At 67.8% G+C, this 16,263-nt stretch carries 18 protein-coding genes; 2 read left to right on the top strand and 16 right to left on the bottom strand.

The window, feature by feature from the left end; all coding sequences use genetic code 11:
- Position 1: 1 nt before the first annotated feature.
- On the top strand, positions 2 to 637 hold the full coding sequence (locus tag QZM67_RS38450; protein ID WP_301811420.1) for a LysE family translocator: 636 nt from the start codon (positions 2 to 4) through the stop codon (positions 635 to 637).
- Between the two features lie 124 nt (positions 638 to 761).
- Here QZM67_RS38450 and QZM67_RS38455 read toward each other — a convergent pair whose 3' ends face one another.
- From QZM67_RS38455 to QZM67_RS38480, 6 genes are all read right to left on the bottom strand, one after another.
- Positions 762 to 1,724: an ABC transporter permease subunit gene (locus QZM67_RS38455; protein ID WP_301811442.1), complete on the bottom strand. Its 963-nt coding sequence runs from the start codon at positions 1,722 to 1,724 to the stop codon at positions 762 to 764.
- A complete protein-coding gene (locus tag QZM67_RS38460) occupies positions 1,724 to 2,521 on the bottom strand; it encodes a taurine ABC transporter ATP-binding protein (RefSeq protein ID WP_174946573.1) in 798 nt (265 codons plus the stop codon). Before QZM67_RS38460 ends, QZM67_RS38455 begins: the two co-directional genes overlap by 1 nt.
- A 28-nt stretch (positions 2,522 to 2,549) precedes the next feature.
- Positions 2,550 to 3,566, bottom strand: coding sequence for a taurine ABC transporter substrate-binding protein (gene tauA, locus QZM67_RS38465; protein WP_301811424.1), 1,017 nt, complete (start codon positions 3,564 to 3,566; stop codon positions 2,550 to 2,552).
- Between the two features lie 251 nt (positions 3,567 to 3,817).
- Positions 3,818 to 4,810: a lipoyl synthase gene (gene lipA / locus QZM67_RS38470; RefSeq protein ID WP_039346279.1), complete on the bottom strand. Its 993-nt coding sequence runs from the start codon at positions 4,808 to 4,810 to the stop codon at positions 3,818 to 3,820.
- Positions 4,803 to 5,561, bottom strand: a complete 759-nt coding sequence (gene lipB / locus QZM67_RS38475) for a lipoyl(octanoyl) transferase LipB (protein WP_043187154.1) — start codon at positions 5,559 to 5,561, stop codon at positions 4,803 to 4,805. The genes lipA and lipB overlap by 8 nt, the downstream gene beginning before the upstream one ends.
- 83 nt (positions 5,562 to 5,644) lie before the next feature.
- Positions 5,645 to 5,971 (bottom strand): DUF2917 domain-containing protein, encoded by a 327-nt coding sequence (locus tag QZM67_RS38480; RefSeq protein WP_175025646.1) that lies wholly within the window; start codon positions 5,969 to 5,971, stop codon positions 5,645 to 5,647.
- Positions 5,972 to 6,073: 102 nt separating this feature from the next.
- Here QZM67_RS38480 and QZM67_RS38485 point away from each other — a divergent pair, with 102 nt between their 5' ends.
- The gene (locus QZM67_RS38485; RefSeq protein WP_175025647.1) at positions 6,074 to 7,060 is read left to right on the top strand and encodes a transcriptional regulator GcvA; all 987 of its coding nucleotides are present in this window, start codon (positions 6,074 to 6,076) and stop codon (positions 7,058 to 7,060) included.
- On the opposite strand, the gene QZM67_RS38490 is transcribed toward QZM67_RS38485, so the two are convergent.
- The 10 genes from QZM67_RS38490 to QZM67_RS38535 all read right to left on the bottom strand — a co-directional run bounded on the left by QZM67_RS38490 (position 7,044) and on the right by QZM67_RS38535 (position 16,135).
- Positions 7,044 to 7,352 (bottom strand): YbeD family protein, encoded by a 309-nt coding sequence (locus tag QZM67_RS38490; protein WP_011353335.1) that lies wholly within the window; start codon positions 7,350 to 7,352, stop codon positions 7,044 to 7,046. The genes QZM67_RS38485 and QZM67_RS38490 overlap by 17 nt on opposite strands.
- Positions 7,352 to 8,278: a D-amino acid aminotransferase gene (locus tag QZM67_RS38495; RefSeq protein WP_301811429.1), complete on the bottom strand. Its 927-nt coding sequence runs from the start codon at positions 8,276 to 8,278 to the stop codon at positions 7,352 to 7,354. The genes QZM67_RS38490 and QZM67_RS38495 overlap by 1 nt, the downstream gene beginning before the upstream one ends.
- A 48-nt stretch (positions 8,279 to 8,326) precedes the next feature.
- On the bottom strand, positions 8,327 to 9,640 hold the full coding sequence (locus tag QZM67_RS38500; protein ID WP_175025649.1) for a D-alanyl-D-alanine carboxypeptidase family protein: 1,314 nt from the start codon (positions 9,638 to 9,640) through the stop codon (positions 8,327 to 8,329).
- 486 nt (positions 9,641 to 10,126) lie between these two features.
- A complete protein-coding gene (locus QZM67_RS38505; RefSeq protein WP_175025650.1) occupies positions 10,127 to 10,771 on the bottom strand; it encodes an alpha/beta hydrolase in 645 nt (214 codons plus the stop codon).
- A gap of 13 nt (positions 10,772 to 10,784) precedes the next feature.
- A complete protein-coding gene (locus QZM67_RS38510; RefSeq protein ID WP_011694422.1) occupies positions 10,785 to 11,102 on the bottom strand; it encodes a ferredoxin in 318 nt (105 codons plus the stop codon).
- Between the two features lie 147 nt (positions 11,103 to 11,249).
- Entirely contained in the window at positions 11,250 to 12,401 is a 1,152-nt protein-coding gene (locus tag QZM67_RS38515; RefSeq protein ID WP_301811433.1) for a VanZ family protein, read from the bottom strand.
- Positions 12,402 to 12,420: 19 nt separating this feature from the next.
- Positions 12,421 to 13,044: an ABC-type transport auxiliary lipoprotein family protein gene (locus QZM67_RS38520; protein ID WP_043187142.1), complete on the bottom strand. Its 624-nt coding sequence runs from the start codon at positions 13,042 to 13,044 to the stop codon at positions 12,421 to 12,423.
- A gap of 38 nt (positions 13,045 to 13,082) precedes the next feature.
- Positions 13,083 to 14,012: an MlaD family protein gene (locus QZM67_RS38525; RefSeq protein WP_043187140.1), complete on the bottom strand. Its 930-nt coding sequence runs from the start codon at positions 14,010 to 14,012 to the stop codon at positions 13,083 to 13,085.
- Between the two features lie 18 nt (positions 14,013 to 14,030).
- Entirely contained in the window at positions 14,031 to 14,945 is a 915-nt protein-coding gene (locus QZM67_RS38530; RefSeq protein WP_301811436.1) for an ABC transporter ATP-binding protein, read from the bottom strand.
- On the bottom strand, positions 14,942 to 16,135 hold the full coding sequence (locus tag QZM67_RS38535) for an ABC transporter permease (RefSeq protein WP_301811446.1): 1,194 nt from the start codon (positions 16,133 to 16,135) through the stop codon (positions 14,942 to 14,944). Before QZM67_RS38535 ends, QZM67_RS38530 begins: the two co-directional genes overlap by 4 nt.
- Positions 16,136 to 16,263 lie beyond the last annotated feature (128 nt).

A 16,263-nucleotide genomic window follows, 5' to 3' on the forward strand; every position in this document is an offset into this window, starting at 1 on the left:
CATGAACTCGACGACACTCCTGCTGTACGTCATCACGGTATCCGCCGTGACGGTCACGCCAGGCCCCACGATGCTGCTGGCACTGAACAACGGCGCCACGCGCGGCCTGCGCATCGCGGCTTACGGAATCGCCGGTGCCGCGCTGTCGGACCTGATCCTGATCGGTGCGGTCGGATGCGGCCTCGGCGCGATCATGCAAGCGTCGGAGCACCTGTTCGTGATGCTGAAGTGGGCGGGCGCCGTGTATCTGCTGTACCTCGCATGGGCACTCTGGCACGCCCCCGCGACGCTGCCGTCGGCCGACGTTGTGCAAGCCGACGGTGCACGCAACGGCCGGTCGGCATTCAAGCGTTCGCTGCTGGTCGCGTTGTCCAATCCGAAAGGACTGCTGTTTTTCTCGGCCTTCCTGCCTCAGTTCATCCAGCCCGAAGCGAACGTCGCAGCCCAGTACGCTACGCTGGCCGTTCTCACTGCCATGATCGACATCCTGTTGATGGCGATCTACGCAGCGAGCGGCTATCACGTGATGAAAGCGATGTCCGGACGCGCGCTGAAATGGCTCAATCGCGGCTGCGCCGGCATGCTCGCCGGACTGGCGGTGGCACTGAGCCTCTATCGTCGCGGCACGACGGCATGACCCGGCCGCGCCCGTGACGACACCGCTGCGCGCTGCATCGACATGATCGTGCTCAACGGGTCGAACCGGATTCCGTCCCCGGCCGCCCGTTCTGTCCATCGCTACGACGCCCCGATACCTGCGCTTATCCCCGCCCCTTCCACGGCACGATCCGCCTTTCGACCCACCGCATCGCGAGATCGAACAGCCAAGCGATCGCGCCGATGATCAGGATGCCCATCACGACGATGTCGGTGCGCAGGAAGCTCGACGCGTTGAGCACCATCTGCCCGAGCCCGGCCGTCGCGGCGACCATCTCGGCCGCGACGAGCGTCGTCCAGCCGAAGCCGATCGCGATCCGCAGCCCGGTGAGGATTTCCGGCAGCGCGGCCGGCAGCACCACGTGGCGCACGATCTGCGCGAAGCTGCCGCCGAGCGAATACGCGGCATTGATCTGCTCGACCGTCGCAGCGCGCACGCCGGCGCGCGCGGCCATCGCGATCGGCGCGAAGCACGCGAGGAAGATCACGACCAGCTTCGCCGTTTCGTCGATACCGAACCAGATCACGACGAGCGGCAGGTACGCGAGCGGCGGCAGCGGCCGGTAAAACTCCAGCAGCGGATCGAGCACGCCGCGCGCGACGCGGCTCACACCCATCAGGATGCCGGCCGGCACGCCGATCGCGGTCGCGAGCAGGAACGCGCCGAATACGCGCGCAGCACTCCACAGCAGATGCTCGGACAACGGCAGGCCGCCCTGGATGCGCCCGTACCATGCGTCGACGAATGCCGCCCACACGGCTTCCGGCGCGGGCAGGAACAGCGGCGGCAGCCACTGGCGATGCGTGGCGACCCACCACAGCACGGCCAGCACCGCGACCGTCGCCGTGCTCAAAGCCGCCGTCTTCCCCTCCCCCGGCAACCGGTAGCGGCGCGACGACGGCGCACGACGCGCGGCCGCCCGTGCCTGCGTGCGATCGCCCTGCTCGAAACCTGCGGCCGTCTGGCCGGCCGTCCACGAATCCTGCGTGCTCATGCTGTCCTGCCTGTGCAAAGTGCTGATCCGACCGCGTCCGACCGACGCGCCCTGTCGTGCGAGTTCGTGCATCACGCGGCCACCTCGGCAGCCTCGTCGCGATGCAGGTACGCGATCAGCCGCTCGCGCCACGCAATGAAATCCGGTGAAGACTTCACGGCACGCGCATCGCGCGATTCGACGTAGCGGCGCGCGAACGGCAGCTCGAAGGTTTCCGCGATCCGGCCGGGGCCGGGCGTCATCACGACGAGACGCGTCGCGAGGAACAATGCCTCCTCGACATCGTGCGTGATGAAGAACACCGTCTTGCCGGTGCGCGCCCACACGTCGAGCACGAGCGCCTGCATCGTGCCGCGCGTCATCGCGTCGAGCGCGCCCATCGGCTCGTCCATCAACAGCACGCGCGGGTCGCTCGCGAGCGCACGCGCGATGCCGACACGCTGCTGCATCCCGCCCGACAGCTCGTACACGCGCGCATGCGCATGACCGTCGAGCCCGACGAGCGCGAGCATCTCCCGCGCCCGTGCTTCGCGTTCAGCCTTCGACACGCGCGCGAAGCGCAGCCCGAGCGCGACGTTGTCGAGCACGTCGAGCCACGGCAACAGCGCGTACTTCTGGAACACGACGCCGCGATCGGCGCCGGGGCCCGTGACCGGCACGCCGTCGACGCGCACGTCGCCGGTCGTCGGCGCGACGAAGCCAGCCATGCAGTTCAAGAGCGTCGTCTTCCCGCAGCCGGACGCGCCGAGCGCGACGACGAATTCACCGGCATCGATGCGCAGGTCGACGCGCGCGAGCGCCTGCGTCGTCGGCCTGCCGCGCTCGCCCGGATAGGCAACCGATACCTGACGGACTTCCAGCGTGCTCATGCTCAGGACTCCGCGATGATCGCCGCGCTCAGCGCGCGGCCTTCTGCACGAACTGCGGATCGACGCCGGTCGAATAATCGGCGAGCACCGTCTGGATCGTGCCTTGCGATTTGAGGAACGTGGCCGTCGCCGCGAGCGACTTCGCGGCACCCGACTGCGCACCGCCGCCGAGCCACGTCGACGATGCCTGCTCGGCCGGCGTCGGGAATGCGTAGAGCGCGAGGCTGGCCGGCACGTCCTGCGCGTTCGCGCCCGATACCTTCGCGACCGCCGCGACCTGCGGCGAGCCGACCTTCCACGCAGCGGCATGCGCGCGGTAGTCGGCATCGGCGGCCGCGAGCACCTTCACGAAACGCGTGACGAACTCGGGGTTCTCGCGCGCGAACTTGCGGCTCACGACGAAGCCGTCGAAGGTCGCCTTGCCACTTTCTTTCGCAACCTGGCCCGACGTGGTCAGCACGGTGCCCGACTGCTTGACCTTCGCGAGCACCGGATCCCAGATGTAGGTCGCGTCGATGTCGCCGCGCGCCCATGCGGCCGCGACTTCGGGCGGACGCAGGTTCACGATCTTCACGTCGTTCGGATTGACGCCCGCGGCCTGCAGCGCGACGAGCGTGTGGAAATGCGACGTCGACACGAACGGCACGCCGACCTTCTTGCCCTTCAGCCCCGCGACGGTCGTCACGCCCGAGCCGTTGCGCGCGACGAGCGCCTCGGCGTCGTTGATGTTGTCGAGCACCCAGAACAGCGAGATGTCGAGCCCCTGCGACAGCCCGGCCGCGATTGGGCTCGAGCCGGCCTCGCCGAGTTGCACGGAGCCCGACGCGAGCGCGCGGATCACGTCGGCGCCGCTGTCGAGCTTGCGGAACGTGACCTTGTAGCCGGTCGCCTTTTCGACTTCACCGCTCGCCTGCGCGTAGCGCCACGGCACGACCATGTCCTGGTACGCGATCACGACTTCGCGCGATTCGGCGTGCGCCGCACCGAGCGCGGCAAAGGCGGTCAGCGCGACGACGGCGCGGCGGATGAAGCTGAAACGGGACATGCGGCTCTCCTTCGAAATGCGGGCATTGCTGCGGGAGAGCCGACTATAGGAGCTTTGTGCGCGGCGGGAGCGAACTTATCCTGCGAAGCTATCGATGCCGTTTCAGCTTTGCTTTCCACGTTCGACTGGATTGTGTGTCCGGTCGGGTGGCGATTGCCATGCGAACGCAGGAATGGCATCCGCACCAACAAAAAAGCCCGCATCGCTGCGGGCTTTTTCGGTTTCGCCGGAAGACGGCGAAGCAAGGACGCTCAGACCACCCCGGCCCCGTGCGCCTGCAGATCGGCGTGATAGCTCGACCGCACCATCGCGCCGACGGCCGCGTGCGTGAAGCCCATCTTGTACGCCTCTTCCTCGTACATCTTGAAGGTATCCGGATGCACGTACGCGCGCACCGGCAGGTGGTGCTCGGACGGCTGCAGGTACTGGCCGATCGTCAGCATGTCGACGTCGTGCGCGCGCAGGTCGCGCATCACCTGCAGGATTTCCTCTTCGGTTTCGCCGAGGCCGACCATCAGGCCCGACTTCGTCGCGACGTCCGGATGCAGCGCCTTGAAGTCCTTCAGGAGCTTCAGCGAGTGCGCGTAGTCCGAACCCGGGCGCGCTTCCTTGTACAGGCGCGGCACCGTTTCGAGGTTGTGGTTCATCACGTCCGGCGGCGCCGCGTTCAGGATCGAGATCGCGCGGTCGAGACGGCCGCGGAAGTCCGGCGTCAGGATCTCGATGCGCGTTTCCGGCGACTGCTCGCGCACTTCGCGGATGCACTCGACGAAGTGGCCGGCGCCGCCGTCGCGCAGGTCGTCGCGGTCGACGCTCGTGATCACCACGTACTTGAGCTTCAGCGCGCCGATCGTGCGCGCGAGGTTCTTCGGCTCGTCCGGATCCAGCGGATCGGGGCGGCCGTGGCCGACGTCGCAGAACGGGCAGCGGCGCGTGCACTTGTCGCCCATGATCATGAACGTCGCGGTGCCCTTGCCGAAGCATTCGCCGATGTTCGGGCAGCTCGCTTCCTCGCACACCGTATGCAGGTTGTGCTCGCGCAGGATCGTCTTGATCTCGTTGAAGCGCGAGCTGCCGGTGGCCGCCTTCACACGGATCCACTCGGGCTTCTTCAGCTTCTCGATCGGAATGACCTTGATCGGGATGCGCGCCGTCTTCGCCTGCGCCTTCTGCTTGGCGGTCGGATCGTAGGCAGGGGTCGCGGCCGAATCGGCCGGTGCGGGGGAAGCGGTAACGTCAGTCATTCGAATGTTGTTCCAGTGCCTGCGGCTTGTCGGCGGCCGCGGATGCGCCATCGAGGTTGGCGATCAGACGGCGCACCAGCGTATGGGCGACGTCGTTCCAGTCGGCGGCAACCTCGAGGCTCGCCATGTCGACAGTTTCCAGTCCGGCATAGCCGCACGGGTTGATCGCAAGAAACGGGCGCAGATCCATCTTCACGTTCAGGCTCAGCCCGTGATAGCTGCAGCCGTTGCGGATCTTCAGGCCGAGGGCGGCGATTTTCGCGCCCTCGTGCACGCCGGATGCCACGTAGATCCCGGGCGCACCCGCCTTGCGGACCGAAGCGAGATTATACGCCGCGAGGGTTTCGATCACGGCCTCCTCGATCTTCGTCACGAGCGTGCGCACCATCAGCTTGCGCCGGCGCAGGTCCAGCAGCAGGTAGGCGACGATCTGGCCGGGGCCGTGGTAAGTGATTTGCCCGCCGCGGTCGACCTTCACGAGCGGCACGCCGCTGTCGGCCACCAGCAGGTGGGCCGGGTCGCCGGCCTGGCCGAGCGTGTAGACGGGCGGGTGCTCGACCAGCCAGATCTCGTCGCCGGTGTCGGCCGTGCGCGTGTCGGTGAACGCGCGCATCGCGTCGAAGCTCGCTTCGTAGGTCTCGACGCCCCGCCAGCGCACGGTGACCGGCGGAGCCGGCTGATCCGGGGACCCGGCGGACGATGCGGAAACGGCAACAGGCGTGGACACGATGGAAACCGGCGAAACGGACATGGGCGGTAGTTTACCGAAAACCCGTGGGTCTCGCCGGCCTTGGAGGGGGACGGATCGCCGGTATCCGTCGGAGGAAATGATGGTCAGACGGTGCGCCATCCGTCATGGAGCAGCGCGCTCACGCGTTCGCGCAGCCGTGCCAGCCCGCCAAGCGCGACTTCCCCGGGCGGCCGCGACACCGAGAATGCCACGCGCGTGCCCTCCCGGCCTTCCGCGCTAAGCCACAGCCGCTCGCCGCGGCGCAGCTTCAGCGTTTCGCCGTCGACCAGGAAGTAATCGTTGACGTCGTTGCTGCGCGTCGCCCACACCGGCCCGCTCTGGACCACCAGCCGCGTGCTGCGTCGTACCTTCATCGGCACGGTTTCGCCCGCGGGGATTTCGAACGTGATGCTTGAAGAAATTTCTTGCATGATCGACTCCGCCAATAAGTGCTTCGATGGCTACAATCGTAGTCACTTCAAGGCGTCTGACAAAACGACCAATTTTCACGTCGATGTGAGGAAAATTAGCAAATGGACCTCCGCCAGCTACCTGCGCTGAACGCGATTCGCGCGTTCGAAGCCGCCGCCCGTCACGAGAATTTCTCGCGCGCCGCCGACGAGCTGTACGTCACGCACGGCGCGGTCAGCCATCAGGTACGCGCGCTCGAGGAGGAGCTCGGCGTGCAGCTGTTCACGCGCAACGGCAAGCGGCTGTGCCTGACCGACGTCGGCATGCGCTACGCGCAACAGATCCGCACCGCGCTGATGGTGATCGCCGACGCGACCCGCGACGTGCGCGCGAGCGACCGCGACCGGCGGCTCGTGGTGTCGATGCTGTCGTCGTTCGCCGCGCGCTTCATCACGCCGCGCATCGGCACGTTCATCGAACGGCATCCGGAAATCGACGTCGAACTGCAGTCCACCAACTCGCTCACCGATTTCGCGCGCGACGACGTCGATCTCGCGATCCGCTTCGGCCACGGCAACTACCCGGGGCTGCATGTCGAGCCGCTGTTCGACGAGGTGTTCTTTCCGGCGTGCGCGCCAACGCTGAACGGCGGCAAGCTGCCGCAAACGCCCGCCGATCTCGCGCACTACAACCTGTTGCGCTCGGACGACGAGCTGTGGCGGCCGTGGTTCGACGCGGCCGGGCTCAAGACGCTGACCGAGCCGAAACGGGGGATTCTGTACCAGGATTCGTCGAACCTGCTGCTGGCCGCGATCGACGGCCAGGGCATCGCGCTGGTGCGCCGCTCGCTCGCGGTGCACGACCTGCTCGACGGGCGCATCGTGCGCCTGTTCGACATCGACGGGCCGAGCCCGTGGCACTATTTTTTCGTGTGTCCGCCGCCGCTCCTGAACACGCCGCGCGTGCAGGCGTTCAGGACCTGGCTGCTTCAGGAAGTCGCCGAATACAAGCAGCTGTGCGACGAGCTGGACGCGCGGCGCGCAGCGGGGAAGACCCCCGCCGAGTGCGCGCAAGAGGGAGGCTGGAAGGCGCTTAGAGTACGACCTTGACCATCGGATGGCCGGTCAGTGCGCGGTAGATGTTGTCGAGCTGTTCCTGGCTCGTCGCCCGCACGGTGATCGTGAGGCCCGTGTAATTGCCGCCGCTCGACGCGCGCTCTTCGATCTTCTCGACATCGATCTCGTTGTCGTGAACGGCGACGACCTTGAAGATCGTGTCCTTGAACTCCGGGTGCGCCTTGCCCATGATCTTGATCGGGAAATCGCACGGGAACTCCAGCAGCGACTCCTTCCGGGTATCGATCGCGCCGGTCACCTCGATGGTTTTGGTCGGTTCGCTCATCATTTGCTCCGGGTTAGGTCAAACTGTTCAAACTCGCGCGCTTTCGCGCGCTGGTACGCGTCATACAACGCCGCGAACACGGGGCCCGGCTTGCCGCCCTGCACGGGCAGATCGTCGAGCGACGTGACGGGCAGCACTTCCTTCGTGGCCGACGTGATCATGATTTCGTCGGCCGCGCGCAACTCCACTTCGCTGATCTCGCGCGCGACGAACGGGATCCTGCACTCGTCGGCCAGCTCCTCGATCAGCGCGTAGCGGATCCCCTCGAGGATCTTGTTGCTGCGCGGCGGCGCGAGCAGCTCGCCGTTCTTCACGATCCACACGTTCGACGACGAGCCTTCCGTCAGGTTGCCGTCGCGTAGCTGCAGCGTCTCGAACGCATCGCGTTCGGCCGCATGCTGCGCCATCAGCACATTGCCGAGCAGCGAGATCGACTTGATGTCGCAATGCAGCCAGCGGCGATCCTCGGCCGTCACGCAACGCACGCCCTGCGCGCGTTCTTCGTCGGACGGCAGGCGCAGCGGGCTCGTCATCACGAACACCGTCGGCACCGCATTCGCCGGGAACGCGTGGCCGCGCTTCGCGACGCCGCGCGTCACCTGCAAATAGACCAGCGCGTTGCCGTCGCCGAGCCCTTCGGCATTCGCCGCGACGACGCGCTCGATCAGCGCACGCCAGCCCGCGTCGTCGTGCGGGCTGACGATGCCGATCTTCTTCAGGCTGCGCTCGAGCCGTGCCAGATGCTGTTCGATCCGGAACGGCACGTGCGCGCCGTCGTGCGCATAAACGGGGACAACTTCATACACGCCGTCGCCGAAGATGAACCCGCGGTCGAGCACCGGTACACGGGCTTCCGACAGCGGCACCATTTCCTCCTGCGACGACACGCTGAGGTAGACGATCGGTTCAAATTCGGCTTGGCTCATAGCAATGACAGATGGGGATGAAGTCGTAAAAACAAAGGCCCGTCGTGCTTACTTCTTCTTGCTGAACATCAGCAGGATCGAGTCCCAGATACGCCCGAAGATACCCGCTTCCGGCACCGCCTGCAGTGCGACGACCGGGAATTCCGACAGCGTCTTGCCGTCGGCGACGATCTTCACGGTGCCGACCTGCTGGCCTTCCGCGAGCGGCGCGATCAGCGGCGCGTTCACGTCGACTTCCGTCTTGACCTTGTCGCCGAGGCCGCGCGGCACGGTCGCCCACTGGTCGCCCTTCACGCCGACCTGCACGGTGTTTTCCTTGCCCTTGTAGATGCGCGGCGTCGACATCGCCTGACCGCCCTTGAACAGGCGCACCGAATCGAACGCGCTGTAGCCGTAGTTCAGCATCTTCATGCTGTCCTGCGTGCGCTCGCCTTCCTTCTGCTCACCCATCATCACCGACACCAGGCGGCGCTGGCCATCCACACCCGGGATCGCGCGCTTCGCCGACGCAATCAGGCAGTAGCCGGCCGCTTGCGTATGGCCCGTCTTCAGGCCGTCGACCGTCGGGTCGAGCCACAGCAGACGGTTGCGGTTGCCCTGGCGGATGTTGTTGTACTTGAATTCCTTCTCCGAGAAGATGCTGTAGTACTGCGGAAAATCGCGGATCAGGTGCGCGGACAGCTTCGCGAGGTCGCCGGCCGTCGTGTAGTGGTTCGGGTCGGGCATGCCGTTCACGTCGGCAAAGTGCGTGCCCTTCATGCCGAGGCGCGCGGCCTCGTCGTTCATCAGCGTGACGAACTGCCCTTCGCTGCCGCCGACGAGTTCGGCCAGCGCGATCGCGGCGTCGTTGCCCGACTGGATGATCATCCCGTACACGAGGTCGTGCACGGACACCGGCTTGTTCGCCTCGATGAACATGCGCGACTCGTCGCGGCCGACGCGGCGCACGGCGTCGCTCGGCGTGACGATCTGCTCCATCGAGATCTTCTTCTTGTCGAGCGCTTCGAACACGAGGTACGCCGTCATCAGCTTCGTCAGCGAGGCGGGCTCGACGCGTTCATCGGCATTGCCCGACGCGAGCACCGTGTTGCTGGTCGCATCGACGAGCACCCACGAGTGCGCATTCACGCCCGGCGGCGGCACTGCGCCCGGCATGTAGGTCGCGGGCGCGCCGGTGAATTGCTCGGTGGCGGCCGGCGCCGCATGCGCGGCCTTGGCCTTGGCGGCCGGCTTCGCCTCGGCGACGACGATCGTCGACGCGAGCGCGACGGGCAGCATCACGCCGAGCGCGACGTTGCGCGCGGCGGTGCCGAAGGCGATGGAGGAAGCGAGGGACTTGAGGCCTTGGGGAGACAGACGCATGATCGATTCAGGCTGATGGCAGAAAGTGCGGTGCGAAACGCGCAGGGTTGAACGGCAAGGCGGCGGGCGTTTCGGGCACTCGCCCGAAATCGTCGGGCGACGCGAAACGCGCCGGTTGGACTCGTGCGGACGCGTTCGGTTCGCTGCCGTCGCGAGCGGGCGGACAGGCGGCGAAACGAGCGCCGCATGGGCCCAGCCGGGCCGCGGGCAACGCGGATTGCGGCCATTATACGTGGCCGCGCAGGGCGTTTTCGCGAACCGGGCGCCGGACAGTTGCACATCCGCATCGGGCGCAGGGTGCCGGCAAGCTGCACGTCATCGCACGCGAAGCTGTGCGAAAGGCTTACGCAGGCGGTATGGAAGTCGGGTTGCGCCGCGCGGCGGCGGCGCGATGTCGTGCGGGGGAACACGCATCCGGCACATGCCGGATGTCGCGTATGCGACGCGACGCAGGCAGCCGGCGTCATGCCGGCACCCGCGCGCCGGCTAGCGCCAGGCGTCGACGATGATGCGCTTCAGCACGTGCAGCTTGCGATGCAGGAAGTGCTCGGCGCCAGGGATCACGACGACCGGCAGTTCCTGCGGCCGCGCCCAGTCGTACACCGACGCGATCGGCACCGTGTCGTCGGTCTCGCCGTGGATCACGAGCGTGTTCTCGGGCACGTCGGCCACCTGCCAGCGGCTCGCGGCCGTGCCGACGAACACCATCCGTTCGATCGTCCCGCCCGCGTCGCGCAGCCGCTTCGCGACGTGCGACAGCACGAAGGTGCCGAACGAGAAGCCCGCAAGCACGAGCGGCAGGTCCGCATACGCGGCCTGCGCGCGCATGTGCGCGAGCACCGCGAGCAGGTCGTCGGCCTCGCCGGTGCCGTTGTCGTGCACGCCTTCGGTCGCGCCGACGCCGCGGAAGTTCGACCGGAACACGACGTAGTTCAGCTGCACGAGCGTGCGCGCGAGTGTTTGCGCGACCTTGTTGTCCATCGTGCCGCCGAACAGCGGATGCGGATGTGCGACGAGCGCGATGCCGCGTGGCGCGGCAGTGCCTTCGCGCACGGCGTCGGGCAGGTCGACCGCGATTTCGATCTGCCCGACCGGGCCCGCGATCAGCGACTTCTGCGTATGAACGTTCATTCGGCCGGCCCGCTCAGATCTTCAGGCGGTCGACGACCTTGCCGTCGCGCAGGTGCGATTCGACGATCTCGTCGATGTCGGCCTGGTCGACGTACGTGTACCACGTGCCTTCCGGATACACGACCATCACGGGCCCTTCCTCGCAGCGGTCAAGGCAGCCGGCCTTGTTGATGCGAACCTTGCCGGGCCCCGCGAGGCCGAGCTCCTTCACGCGCTTTTTCGCATATTCCTGCATGGTCTGCGCGTCGCATTGCGCGCAGCTCGGGCGTTCGGCGCCCGGTTCGCGCTGGTTCAGGCAGAAGAAGACGTGGTGCTGGTAGTAGGAATCCATGATGGTGACGAGCAGCCCGGCGCGAGGCCGTGCGGAAAGAGGATCTGCGGTTGCCGCTGCGCGGCGCAGCGGAGGATGCGGAAGATTATAGCGAGCGGCGCAGGCAGCTGCCCGCGATACCACTGCCGCGCCGCCGCAGCCACTGCTTCAACGACGCAACGCGGCCGGCAGCCACGCATGCTCGACGCGCTGGCCGAGCCAGATCAGCGCCGCGTAGGGCCAGATCCACGCGAGCCAGCGCGCGAGGCTGTTGAAGTGCACGTAGCGGCCCTGCCGCCAGCCCGACAGCGTGAAGTCGAAGAACGGATTGACGGGCAGCAGGTTCACGAGCGCCACGCCGGCCAGCAGCGCGAGCGCCGCGAGCGTCGCGCGCCAGGTCGCCGGCACGTGCAGCGCAACGAGCGCGGCCGCGAACCCGAGTTCGATCCCGAGCCGCGCGCCAGGCGTCGCCCATACGACGACGAGGCCGGTGGCCGACTGCATGAAGGTTGCGGCCGCCTTCAGCACGAGCGTCGCGGCGACGAGCGCGATCAGGAGCCGGATGCGCGGCGCGCGCGGCCGCATCGCGAGCGACGCGATCGTCAGCGCGGCGAACAGCATCAACCCGCCGAGTGCGGCCTCCCACGCGGAGTCGGACAGCCAGCCGTCGACGCGCTCGGGCCATTCGCCCACACGCCACGCGGCCGGCAGCCACGCGAGCAGCGCGTCCTGCATCGACGCGTCGGCACGCTCCCACAGCGCGGCCGGCCAGTCGCCGATGCCGAACAGGAACGGCGACGGGAACAGGATCGCGAACGGCCATAACCCGGCGAGCAGCAGCGGCGTCGCACCGTCGTCCTCGAACCATGCGAAGCGCAGCCGGCGCAGCGCGCCGCGATCGAGCAGCGCACCGGTGGCCGGCGCGACGAGCGCCGCGCCCAGCAGCGCGCCGAGCGCGTTGGCCGCGAGATCGAGATTCGACGCGACGCGCGTCGGCAAGTAGGTTTGCAGCGCTTCCATCGAGCCCGACAGCAGCACGCCGAGCCCGGCCGCGATCAATGTCGCGGCCACGCCGCGCCAGCGCGGATGCAGCGCGAGCACGGCAAGCGCCCCGAACGGCATATAGCCGAGCACGTTCGTGACCACGTCGAATGCGGTCACGTAGCGCTGCATCGGCGCGAACAGATAGTCGAACGGCCCGATGCCGAGCGACACCCAGCCTTCGAACGGATACAGCGATGCGTAGACGATGAGTGCCGCATAAGCGGCAAAGGCCTGCCGCGCGAGCGGCGATGCGCGAGGGGTACCGGTCGCGCTCATCGCGGCTGCGCGGCACGCGTCACGGCGTACCCGCGTAAGCCTGCATGCCGACCCATGCGGCAATCTGCGACACGAGCTCGTTGCTCGCCGTCGCGAGCGCACGGGCCCCGCCCGCTGCGTCCGGCGTGCTCGACGGCGCACGCGCGACGAACGTGCGCTGGCCGAGTACCTTGCCGTCCAGCGTCAGCGTCGCGCGCGCGGTGACGGCGCCATGGCTCTGCGACTGGCCGTCGAACACCTGTTCGAATTCGTTCAGGTCGACCTTGAGCGTCGGCGCACGCACGCCGTCGGACCCTTCGAGCACCGTGCCGCGCGACGACAGCGCGCCGCGCAGCCGCTGCGTGAGCAGTTGTGCGGGCGGCGCGGTCCAGCGGCTGTCGCGATAGACGGCCACGTGCTGCGCGTCCACGTATGCCAGGCGATACGCGAATTTGTCGGAGTCGAGCGCGTCGGGCGCGGCGACGTCGAGCACCTTCAGCGCGGGGCCGGGGCCGGCGGTCACGACCGACGTGGCCGGCCCGAGGTCGTAGCGGACATTCGACAGCGCAGCGCTATTGCCGGCGCAGCCGGCCGCGAGCGACAGTGTCAGCACGGCAAGCGCGGCCGCGGCGGGACGCAGCGCGCGGTCAAGGATTCGTGGCATGGCGTGTTCCTGCATGATGTTTCCGGTTTCGATGGGTGTCACTGCCCGGCCGTCGCACCCGGCCAGGTGAAGCCCGGCTCGCCGGGCCCCGGCGCCGCGCCGGGCGAACCGAACAACAGACTGCGCGGGTTGCGGCCAAGTTCACCGGCCACGTCCTTCAATTGCCGCGACGCGTCGCCGACGCTGCCGGCCAGCGCGTTGAAACGCGGCAGCGTGTCGTACTGCACGCGCGCGTTGAGATCGTTCAGCGCGACGCCCACCTGCTCGGCGGCCGTGCCGGCCTTGTTCAGGTTCGACACGAGCGGCCCGTTCGGCTGCATCAGCGTGTTCGCCGACGCCATCGCACGGTTCACCTCGTGCATCGTTTCCGGCAGCGCGGTAACCGCCGGGCCGAGCTGCTTCGTCAGCGTGGTCGCGCCATCGGCCGCGTGCTGCAGGCTTTCGGCGGTCGCGCGCAACTGCTCGCGCATCTCGGGCGACATCAGCGCATTCGCGCTCTTCGCGGCGAGTTCGAGCTGTCGCAGCAGCACGTCGCCGCGCTCCTGGATCTGGTCGAACAGGCTCGGCCGCATCGGGATCTGCGCGATCGCCTTGGTCGACGACGGCAGCGGCGCCAGGTCGCGGCCCGTGTCCTCGAGCTGCACGAACGCGATGCCCGTCACACCCTGGAAGCCGAGGCTGCCGTAGGTCGACTGCGTGATCGGCGCGTCGTGGTCGACGAGGATCCGGATCCGGATCTGGCCCGGGTGCGCGCGATCGAAGCCGATCGACTGCACCTTGCCGACGTCGAGGCCGCGAAAGCGCACGGCCGCGTCCGGGAACAGCCCGGTCACGTTGGTGCGCGCGAGCAGGTCGTACGGCACGCGCACGGTGCGGTCGACGTTGAACCAGAACACGGTGCCCGCGATCGCGAGCGTCAGCGCGATCGTGAACAGGCCGGCCCAGAACGCATGTGATTTGTTTTCCATTCGCGGATTCCTTCGTGCCTACAGCTCGACGCTCGACAGCGCCGGTTCGAGGGCCGCCTTCGGCAGCTTCGCGCGCCGCTCGGGCGGCAGCGCCTGCAATGCGCGGCGCCCGCGCAGCCCCAGGAAATATTCGTGGATGAACGGATGGTCGACGTTCGCGGCCTCCTCGACCGGCGCCGCGACCAGCACCTTGCGGTCGGCCAGCACCGCGACGCGCGTCGACAGCGCGACCATCGTGTCGAGATCGTGCGTCACCATCACGACGGTCAGCCCGAGCGTGCGGTGCAGCGTCGCGATCAGCTCGACGAATTCGTCCGACGCCTGCGGATCGAGGCCGGCCGTCGGTTCGTCGAGGAACAGCAGTTCGGGCTCGAGCGCGATCGCGCGCGCGATGCCGACCCGCTTGACCATCCCGCCCGACAGCGCGGCCGGCATCTTCGACGCGTGCTTGCACGGCAGCCCGACCATCTCGAGCTTCAGCATCACGATGTCGTGCAGCAGATCCGGTGGCACGCGGCCGAGCTCGCGCAGCGGCTGCGCGACGTTGTCGAACACCGTCATCGACGAGAACAGCGCGCCCTGCTGGAACAACATCCCGGAGCGCGTGCGCATCATCCGCGCGCTCGCGTCGTCGATCGTCGCGGTATCTTCGCCGAACACCTTGATCGTGCCCGACGTCGGCCGCTCGAGGCCGAGGATCTGCCGCACGAGCGTGGTCTTGCCGGAGCCCGAGCCGCCGACGATCGACACGATCTCGCCGCGCTTCACGTCGAAGTCGAGCTTCTGGTGAATGATGTTGCGCCCGTAGCGCTTGGTCAGGTTGCGCACCTCGATCACGAGATTGTCGGTATCGGCCGCCGCGGCTGGCCCGGTGCCGACCGACCCGGCACCGACTGCCGCGGCGTGCGCGGTCGTTTCGTTCGATGCGTTCATCCGAGCCCCACGTTCTGGAACAGGATCGCGAACACCGCGTCGGCGAGGATCACGACCGTGATCGACGATACGACCGACGTGGTCGTGCCTTCGCCGAGGCTCTGCGAGTTCGCCTTGATCCGGAAGCCGAAATGGCACGCGACCAGCGCGATCAGCATGCCGAACACGACGCCCTTGCCGACGCCGATGTACAGGTTCGCGATCGGCACGACGCCCGGCAGCGAGCGCACGAAATAGTTGACGTCGATCCCGAGCACGAGCTTCGCGGCAAGCGCGCCGCCCGTCAGCGCGATGATGTTGGTCCACATCACGAGCAGCGGCATTGCAATGCCGAGCGCGAGCACGCGCGGCAGGATCAGCCGCAGCCCGTGCGGGATGCCCATCACGCGCATCGCGTCGAGCTCCTCGGTCACGCGCATCACGCCGATCTGCGCGGTGATCGCCGAGCCCGAGCGGCCCGCAACGAGAATCGCCGACAGCACCGGGCCGAGCTCGCGGATCACCGACAGCCCGAGGATGTTCACGATGTAGCGGTTCGCGCCGAACATCTGCAGCTGCTGCGCGGACAGGTAGCTGAGCACGATGCCGATCAGGAACGCGACGAGCGCGGTGATCGGCAGCGCCTGCGCGCCGGCGCTGTAGATGTTCGCCGAGGTTTCCTTCCACGGCATCGTCTTCGGATGGCGCAGCACCGACAGCGCGTCGAGGATCACGAGGCCGAACATCGCGATGCCGCCCTGCAGGTGTTCGCCGAACCCGAAGATCGCCTGGCCGAGCCGCGTGACGGGATCGTAGCGCACCACGCGCTCGGGCGCCTCGCGCTCGGTGTCGAGCCGCTCGATGCGCTCGAAGATCGTGCGCTGCGTGGCGCTCAACGCCACACCGGCCGGCAGCTTGCGACCCCACACGCGCCACAGCGCCTGGCCGCCGACGTGGTCGAGCCGCTCGATGCCGGACAGATCCCATTCGCTCACGCGCCCGGACGCGATGCTCGCGATACGGCGCGCCACCGCGCCGCGATTGCGTGCAAGCGCGAGCGCGGTCCACTGGCCGTACAGGCGCACCGTCTGGCCCTGGCTGCCGGCGTCGACCGACAGGCCGGGAGGAGTCTCGAAGTCCAAGGGCAGGTTGTTTGCAAAAAGGTGACAGCGGCCATTGTAGCGAACCGCCCGACGACGCGACGTGAGGATTTCCGTGGGGGGCGCCTAGGGCCTGTTCACGCTAATAACGGGCTTGCGCTGGCCACCAGAAGGGCCGAGCGCAAGGATTGCGACGAAGCGAATACTCGACGTATTCGCGAGGAGCATGACGCGGCGAT

The organism is Burkholderia sp. AU45251 (genome assembly GCF_030482905.1).
Lineage (GTDB): Bacteria > Pseudomonadota > Gammaproteobacteria > Burkholderiales > Burkholderiaceae > Burkholderia > Burkholderia aenigmatica.

Bases quoted from the DNA above. Each gene is read 5' to 3' on its own strand.
- QZM67_RS38450 (WP_301811420.1), top strand. From the start codon at position 2: ATGAACTCGACGACACTCCTGCTGTACGTCATCACGGTATCCGCCGTG.
- QZM67_RS38455 (WP_301811442.1), bottom strand. From the start codon at position 1,724: ATGCACGAACTCGCACGACAGGGCGCGTCGGTCGGACGCGGTCGGATC.
- QZM67_RS38460 (WP_174946573.1), bottom strand. From the start codon at position 2,521: ATGAGCACGCTGGAAGTCCGTCAGGTATCGGTTGCCTATCCGGGCGAG.
- tauA (WP_301811424.1), bottom strand. From the start codon at position 3,566: ATGTCCCGTTTCAGCTTCATCCGCCGCGCCGTCGTCGCGCTGACCGCC.
- lipA (WP_039346279.1), bottom strand. From the start codon at position 4,810: ATGACTGACGTTACCGCTTCCCCCGCACCGGCCGATTCGGCCGCGACC.
- lipB (WP_043187154.1), bottom strand. From the start codon at position 5,561: ATGTCCGTTTCGCCGGTTTCCATCGTGTCCACGCCTGTTGCCGTTTCC.
- QZM67_RS38480 (WP_175025646.1), bottom strand. From the start codon at position 5,971: ATGCAAGAAATTTCTTCAAGCATCACGTTCGAAATCCCCGCGGGCGAA.
- QZM67_RS38485 (WP_175025647.1), top strand. From the start codon at position 6,074: ATGGACCTCCGCCAGCTACCTGCGCTGAACGCGATTCGCGCGTTCGAA.
- QZM67_RS38490 (WP_011353335.1), bottom strand. From the start codon at position 7,352: ATGAGCGAACCGACCAAAACCATCGAGGTGACCGGCGCGATCGATACC.
- QZM67_RS38495 (WP_301811429.1), bottom strand. From the start codon at position 8,278: ATGAGCCAAGCCGAATTTGAACCGATCGTCTACCTCAGCGTGTCGTCG.
- QZM67_RS38500 (WP_175025649.1), bottom strand. From the start codon at position 9,640: ATGCGTCTGTCTCCCCAAGGCCTCAAGTCCCTCGCTTCCTCCATCGCC.
- QZM67_RS38505 (WP_175025650.1), bottom strand. From the start codon at position 10,771: ATGAACGTTCATACGCAGAAGTCGCTGATCGCGGGCCCGGTCGGGCAG.
- QZM67_RS38510 (WP_011694422.1), bottom strand. From the start codon at position 11,102: ATGGATTCCTACTACCAGCACCACGTCTTCTTCTGCCTGAACCAGCGC.
- QZM67_RS38515 (WP_301811433.1), bottom strand. From the start codon at position 12,401: ATGAGCGCGACCGGTACCCCTCGCGCATCGCCGCTCGCGCGGCAGGCC.
- QZM67_RS38520 (WP_043187142.1), bottom strand. From the start codon at position 13,044: ATGCCACGAATCCTTGACCGCGCGCTGCGTCCCGCCGCGGCCGCGCTT.
- QZM67_RS38525 (WP_043187140.1), bottom strand. From the start codon at position 14,012: ATGGAAAACAAATCACATGCGTTCTGGGCCGGCCTGTTCACGATCGCG.
- QZM67_RS38530 (WP_301811436.1), bottom strand. From the start codon at position 14,945: ATGAACGCATCGAACGAAACGACCGCGCACGCCGCGGCAGTCGGTGCC.